This window comes from Agrobacterium cavarae (genome assembly GCF_004310285.1).
In the GTDB taxonomy this organism is placed as follows: Bacteria; Pseudomonadota; Alphaproteobacteria; order Rhizobiales; family Rhizobiaceae; genus Agrobacterium; species Agrobacterium cavarae.
Window position 1 is genome coordinate 1 of sequence record NZ_SISF01000024.1, and the last position, 18,214, is coordinate 18,214.

The 18,214-nt window shown below is 59.1% G+C and carries 15 protein-coding genes; 10 read left to right on the forward strand and 5 right to left on the reverse strand.

Annotation, left to right across the window (positions count from 1 at the left end; translation table 11 throughout):
• Window positions 1-106: 106 nt before the first annotated feature.
• The 3 genes from EYC79_RS05330 to lptF are packed head-to-tail and all read right to left on the reverse strand — an operon-like array spanning window position 107 to window position 4,721.
• A complete protein-coding gene (locus EYC79_RS05330) occupies window positions 107-2,467 on the reverse strand; it encodes an LPS-assembly protein LptD (protein WP_130977374.1) in 2,361 nt (786 codons plus the stop codon).
• Window positions 2,467-3,555 (reverse strand): LPS export ABC transporter permease LptG, encoded by a 1,089-nt coding sequence (gene lptG / locus EYC79_RS05335; RefSeq protein ID WP_062425614.1) that lies wholly within the window; start codon window positions 3,553-3,555, stop codon window positions 2,467-2,469. The genes EYC79_RS05330 and lptG overlap by 1 nt, the downstream gene beginning before the upstream one ends.
• On the reverse strand, window positions 3,552-4,721 hold the full coding sequence (lptF, locus tag EYC79_RS05340; RefSeq protein WP_130977375.1) for an LPS export ABC transporter permease LptF: 1,170 nt from the start codon (window positions 4,719-4,721) through the stop codon (window positions 3,552-3,554). Before lptF ends, lptG begins: the two co-directional genes overlap by 4 nt.
• A gap of 294 nt (window positions 4,722-5,015) precedes the next feature.
• Between lptF and EYC79_RS05345 the strand changes: the two genes are divergently transcribed.
• Together EYC79_RS05345 and EYC79_RS05350 are read left to right on the forward strand one after the other, a co-directional pair.
• Window positions 5,016-6,506, forward strand: a complete 1,491-nt coding sequence (locus EYC79_RS05345) for a leucyl aminopeptidase (protein ID WP_130977451.1) — start codon at window positions 5,016-5,018, stop codon at window positions 6,504-6,506.
• A gap of 29 nt (window positions 6,507-6,535) precedes the next feature.
• Complete coding sequence (locus EYC79_RS05350; protein WP_130977376.1) at window positions 6,536-6,985, forward strand: DNA polymerase III subunit chi; 450 nt, start codon at window positions 6,536-6,538, stop codon at window positions 6,983-6,985.
• Between the two features lie 12 nt (window positions 6,986-6,997).
• Here the strand turns inward: EYC79_RS05350 and EYC79_RS05355 are convergent, their stop codons facing one another.
• Together EYC79_RS05355 and EYC79_RS05360 are read right to left on the reverse strand one after the other, a co-directional pair.
• Entirely contained in the window at window positions 6,998-7,924 is a 927-nt protein-coding gene (locus EYC79_RS05355; RefSeq protein WP_130977377.1) for an SMP-30/gluconolactonase/LRE family protein, read from the reverse strand.
• A gap of 32 nt (window positions 7,925-7,956) precedes the next feature.
• Complete coding sequence (locus EYC79_RS05360) at window positions 7,957-8,670, reverse strand: GntR family transcriptional regulator (protein WP_165456966.1); 714 nt, start codon at window positions 8,668-8,670, stop codon at window positions 7,957-7,959.
• 103 nt (window positions 8,671-8,773) lie between these two features.
• Between EYC79_RS05360 and EYC79_RS05365 the strand changes: the two genes are divergently transcribed.
• The 8 genes from EYC79_RS05365 to araD all read left to right on the forward strand — a co-directional run bounded on the left by EYC79_RS05365 (window position 8,774) and on the right by araD (window position 18,214).
• Window positions 8,774-9,823: a Gfo/Idh/MocA family protein gene (locus EYC79_RS05365; RefSeq protein WP_130977378.1), complete on the forward strand. Its 1,050-nt coding sequence runs from the start codon at window positions 8,774-8,776 to the stop codon at window positions 9,821-9,823.
• The gene (locus tag EYC79_RS05370; protein ID WP_113265966.1) at window positions 9,820-10,836 is read left to right on the forward strand and encodes a Gfo/Idh/MocA family protein; all 1,017 of its coding nucleotides are present in this window, start codon (window positions 9,820-9,822) and stop codon (window positions 10,834-10,836) included. The genes EYC79_RS05365 and EYC79_RS05370 overlap by 4 nt, the downstream gene beginning before the upstream one ends.
• Window positions 10,833-11,912, forward strand: a complete 1,080-nt coding sequence (locus EYC79_RS05375) for a Gfo/Idh/MocA family protein (protein WP_130977379.1) — start codon at window positions 10,833-10,835, stop codon at window positions 11,910-11,912. The genes EYC79_RS05370 and EYC79_RS05375 overlap by 4 nt, the downstream gene beginning before the upstream one ends.
• 137 nt (window positions 11,913-12,049) lie before the next feature.
• Window positions 12,050-13,321, forward strand: a complete 1,272-nt coding sequence (locus EYC79_RS05380) for an ABC transporter substrate-binding protein (RefSeq protein WP_130977380.1) — start codon at window positions 12,050-12,052, stop codon at window positions 13,319-13,321.
• A gap of 57 nt (window positions 13,322-13,378) precedes the next feature.
• Window positions 13,379-14,347, forward strand: coding sequence for a carbohydrate ABC transporter permease (locus tag EYC79_RS05385; protein ID WP_130977381.1), 969 nt, complete (start codon window positions 13,379-13,381; stop codon window positions 14,345-14,347).
• Window positions 14,340-15,383 (forward strand): carbohydrate ABC transporter permease, encoded by a 1,044-nt coding sequence (locus EYC79_RS05390; protein WP_130977382.1) that lies wholly within the window; start codon window positions 14,340-14,342, stop codon window positions 15,381-15,383. Before EYC79_RS05385 ends, EYC79_RS05390 begins: the two co-directional genes overlap by 8 nt.
• A 22-nt stretch (window positions 15,384-15,405) precedes the next feature.
• Window positions 15,406-16,488, forward strand: a complete 1,083-nt coding sequence (locus EYC79_RS05395) for an ABC transporter ATP-binding protein (protein ID WP_130977383.1) — start codon at window positions 15,406-15,408, stop codon at window positions 16,486-16,488.
• 1 nt (window position 16,489) lies between these two features.
• Window positions 16,490-18,214: an L-arabinonate dehydratase gene (gene araD, locus EYC79_RS05400; protein WP_062425602.1), complete on the forward strand. Its 1,725-nt coding sequence runs from the start codon at window positions 16,490-16,492 to the stop codon at window positions 18,212-18,214.

Sequence of the window (18,214 nt, forward strand, 5' to 3'; positions counted from 1 at the left end):
TTCTTCAACATGTCCCAATAAATCATAAACCCCTAGCTCACGCCAGGGGTTTGTCAGCAGTCTGAGGGCGGGAAAATCCCGCCGTTGTTTTGTAAGGTCTAGGCTATCAGTAGTTATTTGGCTGCCAGCCAATATCGGCCTTGTCCCAGTCTTCCGCAGCCGAGCCGACGCTAATGTCGCCGAGTGTGCGGAAGGCGAGGCGGGCATTGATCGACCAGTCATTTGCCGCCTCGCGCACGGTGCTGAGGTTACCCTCATCCGAGTAGCTGACGGTAAAGATCGTGCACTCGTCCTGATAGAGAACACCGATACGGCGCTCGCTCGAGAACTTGTTGTTCAAATCGTAGTTGATCGCGCCGAACAGAGCCCAATTGTCGTCGAGGCGGATCTTGCCCGACGTCTGGATGATGTCACGATCACGGTCATAGCCGTAATTCGGCTGTGCCTTGACCTGCGTATAGCTGACCTTGCCGGTAAAACGGTTGTCCGTGTAGTGGACGCTGTTCTCCATCCGGTTGATCTCGAAGTTATCCTTGTCGAGACGCAGGCTGTTGGAGAAGGACAGACCGATCGGCGCATCGATCGCCGCCATCGTCACGTAGTCGGAGCGGTCTGATTCCAGACCGGAATCGGCACCGGCATTGACGAGATCCGGTGACGCGAAAGAATTCTCGCCGGCCAGATGGAAGGATTGACCCGCAATCGCGCGGATGCCGTAGCCATTGTCGAACGTGCCGTTATAGCGGAAGCCGAGATTGGCACGCGTGCCGCCTTCGACACGGTCGAAGCCCGTGAACTTGTCGCGCTCGAACAGGTTGGTCGCATCGAAGACGAAGGCCTGCGAATCTTCGTTTGGAAGGCGACCGGCGAATTGCTCATCCGGACGCACGAATACCTGAGCGATCGGTTCGATCACGTGGCTGCTGTTCTGCGCCGTGAACAAAATCGGGTAGCGTGCTTCGAGACCAAGCGTCGCCATGCCGCGGAAGGCCGCGTCATCGGCGATCGAACTGCCATAGGTGAGACCCTGCGTCGCCATATCGGTGGAGAAGATGTCTCCACGAAGGGCGCCGAGCGGTGTCAGCTGAAGGCCGCTATCGAAGGTGTAGGTTCTCTTCCACTCGGCTTCCGTCGTCAGGCGCGTATAGGTGCCTTCAAGACCCGGGAATCGGTTGGAGGTTCCGAGCGCATAGGCATCCTGATTGCGGCGCGTCAGGCTGGTGAGGTTCGTCGTCAGCGAAAGCTCGCCGCCGTAGACGGGATCGGGAAGGAAGTAGCGATAGTCAACGGCTGGATGGACGATCGCCTGCCTGCGCTCTTCCAACTCGAAGTCGTCCTTGTCCTGGACGTTGAAGTAGTAGGCATTGGCATCGAAGCTGTTACGATCACCGAGGCCGGAGAGGTAAAGCTTGTTCGTCTGGGTTTCGCTCTTATAGCCCTTGAGGTCATAGGTGCGGGCGAAGTTGTTGTCGGACTGCACCATGACGTCCCAGCCGAATGACCAGCGGGGATTGATCTTGAAGTCACCCCGGCTGGCAACCATGCCACGCCGGTCGTTCAGCGCGTCGCTGGTGCCAGGGTCGAATCGTTCTGGGTCGCGCTGGTCGATGCCGGCAAATGTCAGCGTGTGCGTTCCCATCTCGAAACGGTTGCGCAGTTCACCGTGAAGCAGAAGCCCCTGGGCCGTGTAGAAGGTCGGTGTGACCGTCAGATCCGCGCTATCGCCAAGCACCTGATAATAGGGCACGCCGATACCGAAACCGAGCTTGTCGGTTATGCTCATCTGCGGGAACAAAAAGCCCGACTTGCGCTTTACCCGATTGTCGGGAACGGTGATGAACGGAAGATAGGCGATCGGCTTGCCGAACAGCTCGAAACGAGCCTTCTCCAATCGAACCGTCTGGCTCTTGCCGTCCTGAATGACGCGCTCGGCCTTGACCTGCCAAAGCGGCGGCTTGTCCGGACGCTCGGCGCAGGGAAGGCAGGCCGTATAAACGCCGTTGTTGAGGATCATAACATCCTCATTGACGCGTTCAGCACTTTCGCCGGCAATGCGCGTGTTGTCGGTCGTTTCCACGCGCAGAGCATTCACGAAGCCCTGCGAGAAATTGTCGGTCACGTCCAACTCATCGGCGTAGATGCGGTTGCCGCTTGGCTCGATGAGTTCGATGTTTCCGCGGGCAACGACGCGACCGGTGCCCTGATTATATTCAATGCGTTGGGCCACCATGCGGTAGCCCGAATATTTCAAGCGCACGCCACCCGTCGCGATCACTTCTTGCGCGTCACGATTATAGGTGAGTTCATTTGCTGTAAGCAGGAGTTTTGATTGGTCTTGAGCGTCGCCCACAATCACCCCGTCATCAGCAAAAGCGCTGGATGCGGTAGCTACGTATGCGCACACAGAAGCCCCTGTCAGAAGGGCTGCCGCAAGCCGTCTGATATTCCCGCGGTCAAATACCGCCACTAGCCGTCCTCCTGATGAAGCAGAATGGTTGCCCCCAATGCCAACGCTACGACGACTGGAATCCAGACCGCAACGAAGGGCGGAACAACGCCGCTACTCCCGAATGCCCTTACGAGCACGGTTACCACATAAAGCACGAAGCCGGAAAGGATTCCACCCAGAATCACTGAACGGGACTGTGCAAAACGGCTGAACTTTAGAGAAACAGTTGCCGCAATGAACGTCATCGCCACCAGCAGAAATGGCATGGAGAGCAGGAAGTGATATTGCGTCTCGAGTGCCTTGGATGACAGGCCGAAGGATTTCGCCACTTCGATTTTTCGAGAAAGATCAAAGAAAGCAACGGTTTCCGGCTGAGTCAGACGCTCTTGAACGAATTCCTGTCTCAAATTGGTACTGATTCTGGCCGTCGCCTGATGAGTGGGGACGTGACCCGGTCGAATCTCCGAAACGTTGTTAAGAAGCCAGTAACCATCTTCCAACTTCGCCGAGGCGGCGTCCTGTCGGAAAAGGATGTTGCCGTTCTTGTCGAGGTGAATCAGCACCACGTCTTTCAGCAGCGCGCCGTTATCCTCGAAGCTCTTTGCTCCGATGATCGTGTCCTCTCCACCGCTGCTTTGGCGCAGCCATGGAATCACCTGCTGCTGACGCGGGCCGCTCCCATCGTTACGCCATCCCGCCTCGACGGAGAGCGACTTGCTTTCGCCCCAGGCGGCGAGCGGATTGAGCGCCGCGACGCAAAGGATGCCGAGCAGAATCGCGCCGGTGATGAAGGGCAGCATGAACTGCCAGACGGAAATGCCTGCCGCGCGCGTCACCACAAGCTCGTAGCGGCGGTTCAGCGAGATCAGCGTCGTCATGCCGACGAAGAGGGCAACGAAAGGAACCGTCTGCTGCAGGATAAGCGGCAGTCGAAGTGCCGTCAGTCCCAGTGCAGCCGGCACAGAATATCCGGGAAGGCCGGACATGCGTCGCGCAGTTTCGCTAAAATCGGCCAGAAAGATGATCGACGAGACGCCAAGCAGAAACCAGAAGGTTGTCATGGCATAGCGACGAAGAAAATAGCGGGCGAGTGTGCCGAAGATCATGCGCTCTGTCCCCCGTTACCGTTCGCCTTTGGCCGGCTGACCCGACGCTGGAGCGCTTGGGTTGCGGTATGAAGGAAGGACGGCATATGCAGCTTGCGGCCGGTCGCCAGCAGATAGGCGGCAATGAGGCCGCTGACCACCGGAACGGCATAGACGAAGGGAATGAAGGCAGCGCTCTGCTTCACCTGATTGGTGAAATAGAAGCCCAGCCAGCGCAGCATGAAGGCCGTAACCAGCGCAACCACCATGGGATGTAGCCGTGCCTCGCGGTGAGAGCGTGCATCCCCTGCGACGACCAGCGAGATCAAAGCGAACACGAAGGGGAACATCCAGTCGACGAGACGCCGGTGCAGTTCCGAACGGAAGCTTCCAGGATTTTTCTTGTAGCTTTCCAGGTTCTCGTCCGGAGACAGCAGGAAGGTCAGGCTGGCATCGCTGGCAGACAGCGACGGCTCATTGTCGGATTTCTCCGACATGGTCGAGAGATCGAAAGCGTAGGACAGGAACTTGACAACCGAAACCTTGCCGTCAGGCGTCTTCTGCTGAACCTCGCCGTCGCGCATGGTGAGCGAGGTACCACCTTCGTCGATCATGCCTTCCTTGGCATAATAAATAAGGTCGTAGTTCGGATCGCGACGGTCGGCAACGAAGAGCCCACGAAGGATTCGGCCCTGGCGCTGGCCGATTTGCACATAAAGTCCATCCTGAATAGTGCGGAAGGTCTTCTCTTCGATCACTGAGGAGAGCAGATCGGCATAGGCTGCAGCGACCATCTGGCGCGCAGCGGCACGTGCCGGCGGCTCGGCAAAATTGGTGATGCCGAAGGAGACGAGGCTCAGCACCGCGCCGAGAATGAGAACAGGCTTGTAGATGATCGTGCGGCGCGCGCCCGATGCATCGATGATGGCGAGCTCCGAGTCGGTGTTCATCGCGGTTAGCGTCTGCGTCACGCCAATGACAAGCGCAAAGGGTAGAACGACGGGAATGAGCGTCGGCAACAGCATGGTTGCGAGCGTCATGAACGAGCCCATGGACTGGCCGCTATCCGTGACGAGGTTGATTCTTTGCAGAACCTGGATCGTCCAGATGATTGCCAGCACGGGCATCAGCGCGACGAGAACCATCTGCGTCGTGCGTCGCAATATGTACCGTTCGAGAAGCGCCATTTAGTCCCTGGTAACGTTTTTCATTCTTTTTTCCCGTGCAGGGAACCGGCCCTATGTAATCGCATCGATCCCGCTTGGCGACTCTCGATGGACGACAAATTTCTTTCGCGCAGTCATTTTTCCTGCGGCTGTGGCTTTTTGTGGAGAGCTGGCAAAAAAACTTTTCGTCGAACCTTAGTCGTTGCTGTGACCATCCACAAATTTGACACTGCGAGTCGCCATGCCGGGGTTGCGTCGCGGGCGGAAAGGCCCATGATCCGCACACCCTTAAAAAACAGCAAGATGAGCATCAAGATGTCCGCCAGTTTCGATATTTCCTTCGCCGCTTCCGCCTCATGTGAAAATGCCACGGCCATTCTTCTGCGCGCTTCCGGCGACGAAGGGGCGGCGAGTCAGGCGCATGTGGATCCGGCTGGCGTGCTCGAAAAGGCCTCCAAGGTCGCAGGCTTTTCGGCAAAGTCGATGAGCGTTCTCGATGTTCTGACGCCCCAGGGTTCTGAGGCAGATCGCATCACGGTCATCGGCCTTGGCAAGGCCACGAAGCTCACAGCGCATGATTGGCTGAGGGCAGGCGGCACCGCTGCCGCCAATTTCAAAAAGGCGGAAAAGGTCGTCGTCTATCTCGATGTTCCGGGCCTTGATGTGAATGGCAAGACCGCTGCCGACTTCGCCCTTGGGCTCCTGCTGCGCGCCTATAGTTTCGATGCCTACAAGACCAAGAAGCCGTCCGACGAAGAGAAGAAGCCCAAACGTGTCGATGTTACGATCGTGACGGTTGGCCATAAGGAGGCAGAAAAGGCGTTCGAGGCTGCTCAGGCCGTCGCCGATGGCGTCATTCTGGCGCGCGATCTCGTCAATCTGCCGCCGAATGTGCTTGGTCCGGTCGAATTTGCCGAGAAGGCAGAGGGCTTGAAGAAACTCGGCGTAGAGGTTGAAATCCTTGGCGAAAAGGAAATGAAGAAGCTCGGCATGGGCGCACTTCTCGGCGTGGCCCAAGGCTCTGTTCGCCCGCCACGGCTTGCCATCATGCAATGGAATGGCGGCTCCAAGAAAGACGAGCCGATCGCCTTCATCGGCAAGGGCGTGGTGTTCGACACGGGCGGTATTTCTCTGAAGCCAGGTGCCGGCATGGAAGACATGAAGGGCGACATGGGCGGCGCTGCTGCCGTGACCGGTCTCATGCACACGCTTGCGGCCCGCAAGGCAAAGGCCAATGTGATCGGCGTTATCGGGCTCGTCGAAAACATGCCGGATGGCAATGCCCAGCGGCCTGGCGATATCGTCACCTCCATGTCCGGCCAGACCATCGAGATCATCAATACCGACGCCGAAGGTCGCCTCGTTCTGGCGGATGCGCTCTGGTACACGAACGATCGCTTCAAGCCGAAATTCATGATCAATCTTGCCACGCTCACCGGTGCAATCACAGTTGCGCTTGGCAATCTTCAGGCAGGCCTCTTTTCCAATGACGATGAACTGGCCGGTCAATTGGTCGAGGCGGGCGACACGACGCAGGAGAAGCTGTGGCGCATGCCGCTTGGCAAGGACTACGACAAGATCATCGATTCGAAGTTTGCCGACATGAAGAACAGCGCTGGCCGCTTGGCGGGCTCGGTCACGGCGGCCCAGTTCCTCAAGCGCTTCGTCGGTGAGACGCCATGGGCGCATTTGGATATTGCCGGTACGGCCATGGGCTCGCCTCTGACCGAGATCAACCAGTCGTGGGGCTCCGGCTATGGCGTTCGCCTTCTGGACGAACTGGTTCGCGCGCACTACGAGGATTGAGGTAGAAGCAAGAAGGCGGCAATCTCCCGATGACGGAAGTCCTGTTTTATCATCTGACGGAATCCAAGCTGGAGGATGCCTTACCGCCGCTTTTGGAGAAATCGCTGGAGCGCGGCTGGAAGGTCGCGGTCCAGACGGGAAGTGATGAGAAGCGCGATACGCTCGACGTCCTTCTCTGGACGTTCCGCGACGACAGCTTTCTGCCGCACGCCACTGATGCCGCCGCAACATCTGCGCAACAGCCGGTGCTGCTCACCTCAAGCGATGGCAATGCCAATGAGGCGACGGTGCGCTTTCTCGTCGATGGCGCGGAGCCGCCGGCACTCGATGCCTATGAGCGCATCGTCTTCATGTTCGATGGCTATGACGCCGGGCAGCTGGAAGCGGCACGCGCGCAGTGGAAGAAGCTGAAAGGCGAGGGCCATGCACTGACCTATTGGCAGCAATCGCCTGAAGGCCGCTGGCAGAAAAAGGCGTGAGCCTCCAGCGCATCAACGACGAAAACGAAAACCGGCAAAGCCGGTCGTCTTCGTCGGGATCATCCACACACCGCCCGATGATGGCGCCTTCTGCAACCGCTCGTCGGACATGTTGTGACGGTGGGACGTCAGGAAAAGCGTGCTGAAGTCCGACCCACCGAAGCAGCCCATGGTGGGGTGCGGGACAGGCGCCGCAATCGCACCGAGATGCACGCCGTCGGGCGAAAACGCGTTGATCAGTCCAGCCGAAACGCCAGCGCTCCAGTAAACGCCGGAACGATCGACGCAGCCACCGTCGGGCCTGCCCGTTTCCTCTGTCATCTGCGCAACCAGAATGCCTTCATCGAAGGTCCCTCGGCTCTTGTCGAATGTGCGGCGACGGATCCATCTTTGGACGGAATCACTCTGCCACATGACCGAACCATCTTGCGAGAAGGCAAGCCCGTTGGGGCAGGTGAGGCCGATCTGCATCCGTTCGGCACCACTTGCCGTGACGCGCCAAAGCTCGCCGCGCGGTTCCATCTGCGGCAATGGAACGTTATGCATCGTGCCGACCCAGAAGGCACCATCGGGCCCGATGCGTCCATCATTCAGCCGGAAAGGACCACCCTCTGGCGCAGGAATGCTGCAGAGCGTATGGGTGGCGCCACTCTCCGGATCGAGGACAACGATATCCATGCCACAGGCGACGATGAGGTCACCGTTGTCACAAAGTCCGAGGCTGGACACTGTGCTTGGGAAAGACCATTCACGATACTGACCGGGCGTGAGCGCGGCACAGCGAACCGTCTTGCCGAGAATATCGCACCAGAACAGCACTTGGCGCTTTTCGTCCCAAACGGGTGATTCCGCCAGCGTGCTGATTGTGTCGCAGAGGAGTGTTGCCTCTGACATGCCGAGCGTTTCGGCAGGCAGCAGCCCGTAGTGTGCAGTGGTCATGGTTGGGATCCGTTGTCGATGGTACCGCAGATTTACTCGAAATAGTCCTGATGGTTGGCGAAGACCTGCGCCAGAATCCCGAGCACGCGGCGCAGATGCTTACGCAACTCGTCCGCCGCAAGCGTCTCGTTGCCGTCCTTTATCGCGGCATAGACCGCCTCGTGTTCGGCAAGCAGCCCAGCCATATGCGCCTCATCGGTAATGGCGAGAGCCCGAAGGCGGTCAAGGCCTGCCTTTTCGCGGATGAGCAGCGTTTCCAGCCTGTCCATGCCGGTTGCCGCCGCAAGGGCGCTGTGAAACTGGTCGTCATGCATCCGGAAGGCCTTGCGGTCCCCGCGCTGCATCGCCTTGCGCTGACCGTTCAGCGCATGCTCGATTTCCTGCTCCGCTTCCGCCGACAGGCCGGTCTCACATAGCTTCTCGACCGCTGCGACCTCAAGCGCTTCACGGATGAATTGCGAACTACGGATACTCTTTTCAGAAAGCTTGGAGACGTATGTGCCGCGGCTGGGAAGGGTTACGATCAAGCCGTCGTCTCGTAAACGGCTCAATGCCTCCCGCACCGGCGTACGACTGGAATTGAATGATAGGCCGATCTCATTTTCGGATACCGCCTGCCCGGGAAAAAGCTCCCGCGACAGAATGGCGGACTTTAGCGCCGAGTAAATCTGATCCACTACGGGACGGTTCAGATCCAGCCTCTCCATGGTCGGGACAGAGCCGCCTGTCATCGGGATTTTGGGCATTTTCACTCCAGCGATTTCTAACCGGTATACCGGAACACAAGTCAGTTGACAACCGGCATACCGGTATGCAAATTATGCCGCATTGGGAAGGGAGGCTCCCTAAATGCAGAAGATCAAAACCTGCGTCATCATTGGCGCTGGAATGGTGGCGAAGACCCATGTGCTCGCCTGTGCAGCAAGTCCTGACAAAATTCGGCTGAAGGGTATCGTTGACAGCGGTTCCGGTCGCGCCAAGGCATTGGCCGAGGAAGCGTCGAAGCACGCGGGATATGACGTGACAGTTTATTCCTCGGTGGCTGAGGCGTCGCAGGACAAGGATGTTGATTTCGCCATTATCGCCACGCCGCCGAACGCCCGCCTCGATATCGTCGAAGCCTTCGCCCGTGCCGGCAAGCATATCCTCATGGAAAAGCCGGTTGCCCGGCACACCGATGAGGCCGAGCGTCTGGTTGCTCTGTGTCGGGACGCTGGCGTCACGCTCGGTATCATCTTCCAGCATCGCATGCGCGCGGCTTCACAAAAGGCGCGCGAGCTTGTTGACGGTGGAACGCTTGGAGAACTCGGTCTCTGCGAGATTTCCGTGCCGTGGTGGCGTGCTCAATCCTATTACGACGAACCCGGTCGCGGTACTTTGGCACGTGACGGTGGCGGCGTTCTGATTTCCCAGGCCATTCACACCATCGATCTTGCCCTCAGCCTCACAGGTCCTGTGTCGCGCGTTCAAGCGATGGCGGCAACGACTTGTTTCCATCGCATGGAAACCGAAGATTACGTTGCCGCTGGCCTTCGCTTTGCAAATGGCGCGGTCGGCTCGCTTGTCGCGAGCACGGCCAGTTTTCCAGGCTCGGCTGAATCGATCGTCCTGCACTTCGACAATGCCAGCCTCCGGATCGCTTCCGGTCTCCTGCATGTCGATTGGCGCGACGGACGCCAGGAGGTCTTTGGTGGGGCGGCTTCCGGCACTGGCGGCGGCGCCGATCCGATGGCCTTTACCCATGAATGGCACCAAGGCGTCTTCGAGGATTTCGCAGATAGCATAACCGCAGAACGTCCACCGGTTGTCACGGGCGAAGCGGCTCTTTTGTCTCACAGATTGATCGACGCGATCATTAACTCGGCCGAAACCGGCAAGGAAGTGGAACTGCAACAATGACTAAAGCAATTAAGTTCATCGCTCTGGGCATAGAGCACCGCCACATTTTTGGTATGGCACAGAACCTGATGGACGCCGGCGCGGAGTTCGTCGGCTGGTGGACGGAAGGCGAGCCCGACGTGGTCGAAGGCTTCGTCAAGCGTTTTCCCGACGTGCCGCGTTCGGCCACCAAGGAAGCGCTTCTGGCGGATGACAGCGTTGATATGGTCGTCATTGCCGATATCCCATCCAAGCGCGCAGACCTTGCGGTCGCCTCGATGGAAGCCGGCAAGGATGTCATGACCGACAAGCCAGGCTGCACCACATTCGAACAGCTCGAGCGCATTCGCCAGACGGTCAAGAAGACCAAACGCATCTGGACAGTCGATTTCTCCGAGCGCTTCGAAGTGCCGAGCGTCACCAAGGCTGCCGAGCTGGTCGCCGCAGGCGCCATCGGCCGCGTCGTCCAGACGATCGGCATGGGCCCGCATCGTCTGAACCGCCAGATCCGTCCAAAGTGGTTCTTCGAGCGTGAAGCATACGGCGGCATCATCACCGACATCGCCAGCCACCAGATTGACCAGTTCATGTTCTTCACCGGCTCCACCGAGGTGGAAATCGTGTCTGCTTCGGTTGCCAATTACGCCAACCCGGGCGACCCGGGCCTGCAGGATTTTGGCGAAGTGCTGCTGCGCGGCGACAAGGGCCACGGCTACATCCGCGTCGATTGGTATACGCCGGATGCGCTGCCCACCTGGGGTGATGGCCGCCTGACGATCCTCGGCACCGAGGGCTATATCGAACTGCGCAAATATGTCGATGTCGGCAACAGCGAAGGCACCGACCGCCTGATCCTCGTCAATGGCGATCGCTGCGAATATATCGATGCCTCCGACGCTGGCCTCCCATATTTCGGACGCGTATGCGACGACATCCGCAACCGCACCGAAACGGCGATGACGCAGGAGCATGTCTTCAAGGTTTGCGATCTGTCGCTTCAGGCACAGGCCAAGGCTGAAGGAGCAAAGGCATGATAGGCGTCGCCATTGTCGGTGCCGGTATTGGTGCCGAGCATCTGAAGGGGTATCTCGCTTTGCCGGAGCGGTTCGCCGTCAAGGCGATCTGCGATCTCGACGTGGAACGCGCGCGTGGCGTTGCCAATGGCACGTCCATCCATGTTACCGCCGATCTGGATGAGGTTCTGGCGGATCCGAGCATCCAGCTCATCGACGTCTGCCTGCCGCCGCACTTACATTTCCCAATCACGCTGAAGGCGCACGCCGCTGGCAAGGATGTGGTCTGCGAAAAGCCGCTTGTTCGTTCGCTGGAAGAGGCGAATGCGCTTCTCGAATCCGTCAAGACGACGGGCCGCAGCATCTTCCCCGTCTTCCAGTATCGCTTTGGTCCGGCCATGCGCCAGCTTCGCGCGCTGATCGATGCCGGGCTTGCCGGCAAGGCCTATGTTGCAAGCTCGGAAGTCCATTGGAATCGCGGCAAGGGCTATTACGACATCCCCTGGCGCGGCACCTGGAAAGGCGAGTGCGGTGGCGCGATCCTCGGCCATGCGATCCATGCACATGATCTGATCTGCTACGTGCTCGGCCCGGTCGAAGAAGTCTTCACCATGGCCGATACCCGCGTCAACGCGATCGAAACCGAAGACTGCGCGGCACTCAGCTTCCGCATGAAGAACGGCGCGCTGGTGACAAGCTCGGTTACGCTCGGAGCGGCCGAAGACACATCGCGTCTGCGCTTTTGCTTCGAAGGTTTCACCGCCGAGAGCGGTTCGCTGCCCTATCGCCCGGCGGAAGACAAGTGGCGCTTCATTGCGCGAGCACCGACGACGCAAGCTCAGATCGATGCGGTTCTTGCAACGGTTGGCGAAGGCGAGAACGGCTTCACCGGTTTTGTCGAGGCGATTGCTGACGCCATGGAGGGGCGCGGCGGCAAGGAGGTCACTGTAAGGGACGGTCTGCAATCGATTGAGCTCGTCACGGCCATTTATCGCTCGGCGCGCGGAGGCAAACCGGTACGGCTGGCAGAGGCGGCGGAAGGTCAGTGGATCAAGGGTTGGGCTCCGCAGCCTGCACCCACCGCAGCATCGGCCTGAAGATCGGGATCGATTTTCAGAAAGGCACGATGCGTGATTTGGAAGAGCTAGAGCGTCCTTTGTGCGTCCGAAAGGACGCACGGCGCTCTAGAGCATAATCATCGCCAAAGCATAATCATCGAATGGGAGGAAACCAGATGATCAGACAATACAGCATGGCATTGGCGCTCGCTTTGGGCGCGGCGTCTTTCGCCGGAGGCGCTCAGGCTGCCCAGGAAGTTCGCTTCACATGCGCCTATGACGGCAATGGCTGCGAAATCCTGAAGGACATTCTCGCACGCTATGAAAAGCAGCATCCGGATGTGAAGATCGTTACCGACGTGGTGCCTTATAAGGCGCTGTTGGAAGGTCTGCCCGTTCAGCTCGCGGGCGGCAGCGGTCCGGATTTCGCCACCGTCACCGACCTTGGCGGCCTCAACCGTTATTATCTCGATCTCACGCCCTATGTGGACGCGAAGAACTGGGAAGACAATTTCTCCAACGTGCTGAAGTGGTACCGCAGCGGCCCTGACGACAAGGGCATCTACGGCATGCATACGCAGCTGACCATCACCGGCGCCTTCATCAATCGCACGCTGTTCGATCAGGCCAATGTCGCCGTGCCCGGCAAGGACGCGACGATGGATGATTGGGCAAAGGCGGCGACCGCCGTCGCGAAGGCAACCGGAACACCTTATCCGATGGCAATCGACCGTTCGGGTCACCGTATTGCCGGCCCCGCCATCTCCTATGGCGCCAAGATTTTCGACGCGGAAGGTAAGCCGATCCTGGTCGATGAAGGTTTCACGACCTTCGTGAAGAAGTTCGTCGAGTGGAACAAGGACGGCACCATGGCGCGTGACGTCTGGGCCGGGCAGGGCGGTAATACCTATCGTGACGCCGCGCAGGAATTCATCAACGGCCAACTCGCTTACTACTATTCCGGTAGCTGGCAGACGGCGCGCTTCGATAGCCAGGTAGGCGATGCCTTCGACTGGGAAGTCGTGCCGCAGCCTTGCGGCGGTGCTGCCTGCACCGGCATGCCGGGTGGTACCGGCATTGTCGGCTTCAAGCAGACCAAGAACCCGAAGATCGTGGCCGATATCCTGAACTTCCTTGCCGAAGACGAGAACTATCTCGACTTCACGGTCCGCACCCGCAACGTTCCGGCCAAGAAGTCGGTCGCGGAAAAAGGCGTGACCTATACCGGTGCGACCCCTGCGACGCAGAAGGCCATGAATGCCTGGCTCGACCAGATCCCCGGCATTAGCCCGATTGCTTACGCCTACCAGGGTTACAAGAACAATCGCGCCATGTTCAACATCTCTGTTCAGCGCATCACCCAGACCATCGTCGGCGAATTGACAGTCGATGAAGCGATGGCACGCGCCAAGACGGACGTTGAGGAAATGTTGAAGCAGGCGAAATGATCCATCGCCTTCCGGCGCGACGCATCCCGTGCCGCGCCGGATCGAAGGAGGAGCCCCATGTATAAATTGATTGCGCCAGTGATGGGCATCGTTGAACTGCCGTTCGCCTTCCTGCAGAAGGTTCTCGGGCATCGACGGATTGCCTGGGTGTTTCTCACCCCAAACCTCATTCTCTTTGCTGTTTTCGCATTTCTGCCGATCCTGCTGAACGTTGCCTATTCGGTGACGGGCACCGAGCAGATCATGCTTGCCGATCGCCCCTTCGTCGGCGGCGGGAATTTTCAGGCGCTGATGTCCTGCGGCAATTATCTCGATCCGAATTCCTGTCAGCAGGACCTCTTCTGGCGCTCGGTGTGGAACACGCTCCTCTTCGTCGTGCTTCAGGTGGGCTTCATGGTTGGCTTCTCGCTGATCACGGCCATCATCCTCAACCGCGATATCCGCGCCCGTGGTTTCTTCCGCGCCGTGTTCTTCTTCCCAGTGTTGCTGTCACCCGTCGTCGTGGCGCTGATCTGGAAGTGGATCTTGCAGCGCTTCGGCGTTCTCAATGCCGCGATGGAAGGTATGGGCTTGAGCTCTGTCGACTGGATGCTGGAAGCAAACCTGGCCTTCGGTTGGTCGGTCTTCCTGTCGGTTTGGGCGCATATGGGCTTCTACACGCTCATCCTTCTTGCCGGCCTGCAGGCGATCCCACGTGATGTCTACGAGGCCGCCGAACTCGACAAGGCGAACCCCTGGCGCATCTTCCGCCGCATCACCATGCCGCTTCTGGCGCCGACCATGCTCGTCGTGCTTGTTCTGTCGCTGATCAAGGGCGTACAGACCTTCGACGAAATCTTCGCCTTCACCGGCGGTGGTCCAGGCTCGGCAACGACCTTCATCATTCAATACATCTATCAGACCGGTTTTGCCGGAACGCCCCGCAATTTCGGCCTTGCAGCCGCAGCCTCGCTGCTTCTCGCTGTCGTTCTCGTGGTGCTGACCGCTCTGCAATTCCGGGCAAACAGGAGCAAGGTCGATGGCTAGGATTGGTGCATTTCTAACCCGCACGCGCGGCCGCAATGGCAAGCTGCACTGGACCGACTGGCTGTCCTACGCCTATCTTGGCATGGCCGTTCTGATCATGTTCGGCCCGGTCGTCTGGCTCGTTCTGTCGTCCTTCAAGACGGAAGCGGACCTTCAGCGCTTTCCTCCGCGTTTCCTGCCCTATTCGCAGGAGACCGTCGTTGTGGATGGACAGCAAGCGCCGCTTCCCGTCTATACCACCAAGGACGGTCAGACGGTGGGCATGGTGCGCCGCATCGGCTTGGTAGCGCAGGTCATCGACCCAGCGAAGCCGACCGAAATCCAAAAAATGCCGTTCAACGAGTTGAAGCCGGCTGAGCGCGTGTCTCTGGCGACGGAGAACTACACCGAGCTTTTCCAGCGCTTCAACTTCCCGCTTTATTTCTGGAACTCGGTCTTCATTACGGTAACGTCCACCGTCATCATGCTGATCGTCAATTCCATGGCGGCCTTTGCCCTTTCGAAATATCAGTTCAAGGGCAGGGGTGCCGTTCTAGCCATGGTCGTCGGCACCTTGATGATCCCGCAGACGGTCGTGCTGGTGCCGCTCTTTCTCATCACCAGCCAGCTTGGCATGATCAACAGTCTCTGGGGCGTGATCATTCCCGGTGCCGCCACGCCGACCGGTGTGTTCCTGCTTCGCCAATATATGCTGACGATCCCCGATGAGATCCTCGACGCGGCACGCATGGATAAGGCCAGCGAGTGGAAGATCTACTGGCGCATCATCCTGCCGCTCTCTGCACCGGCACTTGCGGTGCTTGCGATCCTGGCGGTCATGTGGCGCTGGAACGACTTCCTGTGGCCGCTGATCGTGCTGACCCGCAACGATAATTTCACCCTGCAACTGGCACTGAATTCCTTCCAGGGAGAGATGTCGACGGAGTGGAGCAACCTGCTTGCCATGACCGTACTGACGCTCGCGCCCATCGCGCTGGTCTTCATGTTCCTACAAAAATACATCGCCACCGGCATTGCATCGACGGGCGGCAAATAATCCTTCGGGAGGAGACACGACAATGGCAAGTATTGAGCTTCGTCAGGTCAAAAAGACATATGGCGCCCTCGATGTGATCAAGGGTATCGATCTCGATATCAAGCACGGCGAATTCTGCGTATTCGTCGGACCGTCCGGCTGTGGCAAGTCAACGCTTCTGCGCATGATTTCAGGCCTGGAAGCCCTGACCGATGGCGACATCGTCATCGGTGGCGATGTGGTCAACACGGTGCCGGCTGCGGACCGCGGTCTTGCCATGGTGTTCCAGTCCTACGCGCTTTACCCGCATATGACGGTGCGCGAGAACCTCTCCTTCGGCCTTGAAAACATCGGCACGCCGAAGAAGGCGATCGCCGAAAAGATCGCGCAGGTTTCCAAGATGCTGCAGATCGATCAGCTTCTGGAGCGCCGTCCGAAGGATCTGTCGGGCGGACAGCGCCAGCGCGTTGCGATCGGCCGTGCCGTCGTGCGTGAACCGCGCGTCTTCCTTTTCGATGAACCGCTTTCCAACCTCGATGCAGAGCTGCGCGTCGATATGCGCGGCGAAATCTCCGCTCTGCACAAGCGTCTTGGCAACACGATGATCTACGTCACCCACGACCAGGTGGAAGCCATGACCATGGCCGACAAGATCGCCGTGCTGCGCGCCGGCAAGCTGGAGCAGTTCGGCGTCCCGCTCGATCTTTACAATCGCCCTGCCAATCTCTTCGTCGCAGGCTTCATCGGGTCGCCAAAGATGAACTTCTTCGCCGGCGAGGTGATCTCCGGATCGACACCTCTGCTGAAGATCGCGACGGGCGAACTGATCCCGCTGCCGCAGACCGGTTTTTCCTATGCGCCCAGCCAGAAGGTCACGCTCGGCATTCGCCCCAACCATGTGAAGCACGGCAATGAAGGACCGCTCACCATGTCGGTGCGCACAGCCGAACAGCTTGGTGGAGAATCCTATCTCTACGGCAATCTGGGCGATGGTACGCCTGTGACGCTGCATCTGTCCGGGCAGACCTCCACTGCCGCCGGTGAGGTGATCCGCATGGCCGCGCCGCTCGAGCACGTTCATCTTTTCGATACGACGAGCGGTTTGACGCTCAAGCAGGACGTTTGACATGACCGAGAAGAAGCTTCGCTCCGCCCGCTGGTTTGCCCCTGACGACCTGCGCAGTTTCGGCCACCGCTCGCGCATGATGCAGCTTGGCTATTCCGAAGAGGATTTTGCCGGCAAGCCGGTGATCGGCATCCTCAATACGTGGTCGGAGCTCAACACCTGTCACTCGCATTTTCCCGAACGAGTGAAGGACGTGAAGCGCGGCGTTCTTCAGGCTGGCGGCTTCCCCGTTGAGATGCCATCCCTCTCCGTCGATGAGAGCTTTACCAAGCCAACCTCTATGCTTTACCGCAACATGCTGGCGATGGAGACGGAAGAGATGATCCGCTCTCATCCGCTCGATGGCGTCGTGCTGATGGGCGGCTGTGACAAGACCACGCCCGGCCTCGTCATGGGTGCGATCTCCGCTGGCGTTCCGATGATCTATCTGCCCGCCGGCCCGATGCTGAGCGGCAACTATGCCGGCAAGACACTCGGTTCCGGCTCTGATGCCTGGAAATACTGGGACGAACGCCGCGCAGGCAATGTTACCGATGAAGAGTGGAGCGGCGTCCAGGGCGGCATCGCGCGCTCCGCCGGCGTCTGCATGACCATGGGCACGGCCTCCACCATGACCGCGATCACCGATGCGCTCGGTCTGACGCTGCCGGGTGCATCCTCGATCCCTGCCGTGGACTCAGCTCATCTGCGCATGTCGGCTGCCTGCGGCCGTCGCATCGTGGAAATGGTGGCCGAGGATCTGACGCCGAACAAGATTTTGAGTGCGGCAGCCTTCCGCAATGCGGCGATCGTTGCCATGGCAACCGGCTGCTCCACCAATGCGGTCGTGCATCTGATCGCCATGGCACGGCGCGCCGGCGTGCCGATGACGCTGGATGAACTGGATGCGCTCGGCCGCGTCACCCCGCTGATCGCCAATGTCCGCCCCTCGGGCAAAGACTATCTGATGGAGGACTTCTACTTTGCCGGTGGTCTGCGCGCTCTGATGAAGCAGATCGAAAGCCGTCTTGATTGTTCAGCCTTGACGGTGACCGGTCGCAGCATGGGTGAAAACCTGGAAGGCGCCAAGGTCTATAATGACGATGTCATTCGCTCGCTCGACAATCCCGTCTATGCAGAGGGCTCGCTTGCTGTCCTTCGTGGCAATCTTTGCCCGGATGGTGCCGTGATCAAGCCTGCGGCCAGCGATCCCAAGTTCCATGTCCATGAAGGTCCAGCGCTCGTTTTCGATAGCTATCCCGAAATGAAGGCAGCGATCGACGATGAAAATCTTGACGTTACCCCTGATCATGTTCTGGTGTTGCGCAATGCAGGACCACTGGGTGGCCCCGGCTTTCCGGAATGGGGCATGTTGCCCATCCCCAAAGCGCTGATCAAGAAGGGCCACCGCGATATGGTGCGCATTTCCGACGCCCGCATGTCCGGCACGTCCTATGGCGCCTGCGTGCTGCACGTCGCGCCGGAAAGCTTCGTTGGCGGCCCACTCGCCCTTTTGAAGACCGGCGATATCGTCCGCCTTGATCTGCCCGCACGTCGCCTCGATATGCTGGTCAGCGAAGAGGAGATCGAAAGCCGCCGTGCCGCCTGGCAGCCGCCAGCGCCGCGTTATGAGCGTGGCTATGGCTATCTCTTCTCCAAGCACGTGACACAGGCGGATGAGGGCTGCGACTTCGACTTCCTCCAGACGGATTTCGGCCGCAGCGCTGGCGAGCCGGACATCTACTAA

Bases quoted from the DNA above. Each gene is read 5' to 3' on its own strand.
- lptG (WP_062425614.1), bottom strand. From the start codon at position 3,555: ATGATCTTCGGCACACTCGCCCGCTATTTTCTTCGTCGCTATGCCATG.
- lptF (WP_130977375.1), bottom strand. From the start codon at position 4,721: ATGGCGCTTCTCGAACGGTACATATTGCGACGCACGACGCAGATGGTT.
- EYC79_RS05345 (WP_130977451.1), top strand. From the start codon at position 5,016: ATGTCCGCCAGTTTCGATATTTCCTTCGCCGCTTCCGCCTCATGTGAA.
- EYC79_RS05350 (WP_130977376.1), top strand. From the start codon at position 6,536: ATGACGGAAGTCCTGTTTTATCATCTGACGGAATCCAAGCTGGAGGAT.
- EYC79_RS05355 (WP_130977377.1), bottom strand. From the start codon at position 7,924: ATGACCACTGCACACTACGGGCTGCTGCCTGCCGAAACGCTCGGCATG.
- EYC79_RS05360 (WP_165456966.1), bottom strand. From the start codon at position 8,670: ATGCCCAAAATCCCGATGACAGGCGGCTCTGTCCCGACCATGGAGAGG.
- EYC79_RS05365 (WP_130977378.1), top strand. From the start codon at position 8,774: ATGCAGAAGATCAAAACCTGCGTCATCATTGGCGCTGGAATGGTGGCG.
- EYC79_RS05370 (WP_113265966.1), top strand. From the start codon at position 9,820: ATGACTAAAGCAATTAAGTTCATCGCTCTGGGCATAGAGCACCGCCAC.
- EYC79_RS05375 (WP_130977379.1), top strand. From the start codon at position 10,833: ATGATAGGCGTCGCCATTGTCGGTGCCGGTATTGGTGCCGAGCATCTG.
- EYC79_RS05380 (WP_130977380.1), top strand. From the start codon at position 12,050: ATGATCAGACAATACAGCATGGCATTGGCGCTCGCTTTGGGCGCGGCG.
- EYC79_RS05385 (WP_130977381.1), top strand. From the start codon at position 13,379: ATGTATAAATTGATTGCGCCAGTGATGGGCATCGTTGAACTGCCGTTC.
- EYC79_RS05390 (WP_130977382.1), top strand. From the start codon at position 14,340: ATGGCTAGGATTGGTGCATTTCTAACCCGCACGCGCGGCCGCAATGGC.
- EYC79_RS05395 (WP_130977383.1), top strand. From the start codon at position 15,406: ATGGCAAGTATTGAGCTTCGTCAGGTCAAAAAGACATATGGCGCCCTC.
- araD (WP_062425602.1), top strand. From the start codon at position 16,490: ATGACCGAGAAGAAGCTTCGCTCCGCCCGCTGGTTTGCCCCTGACGAC.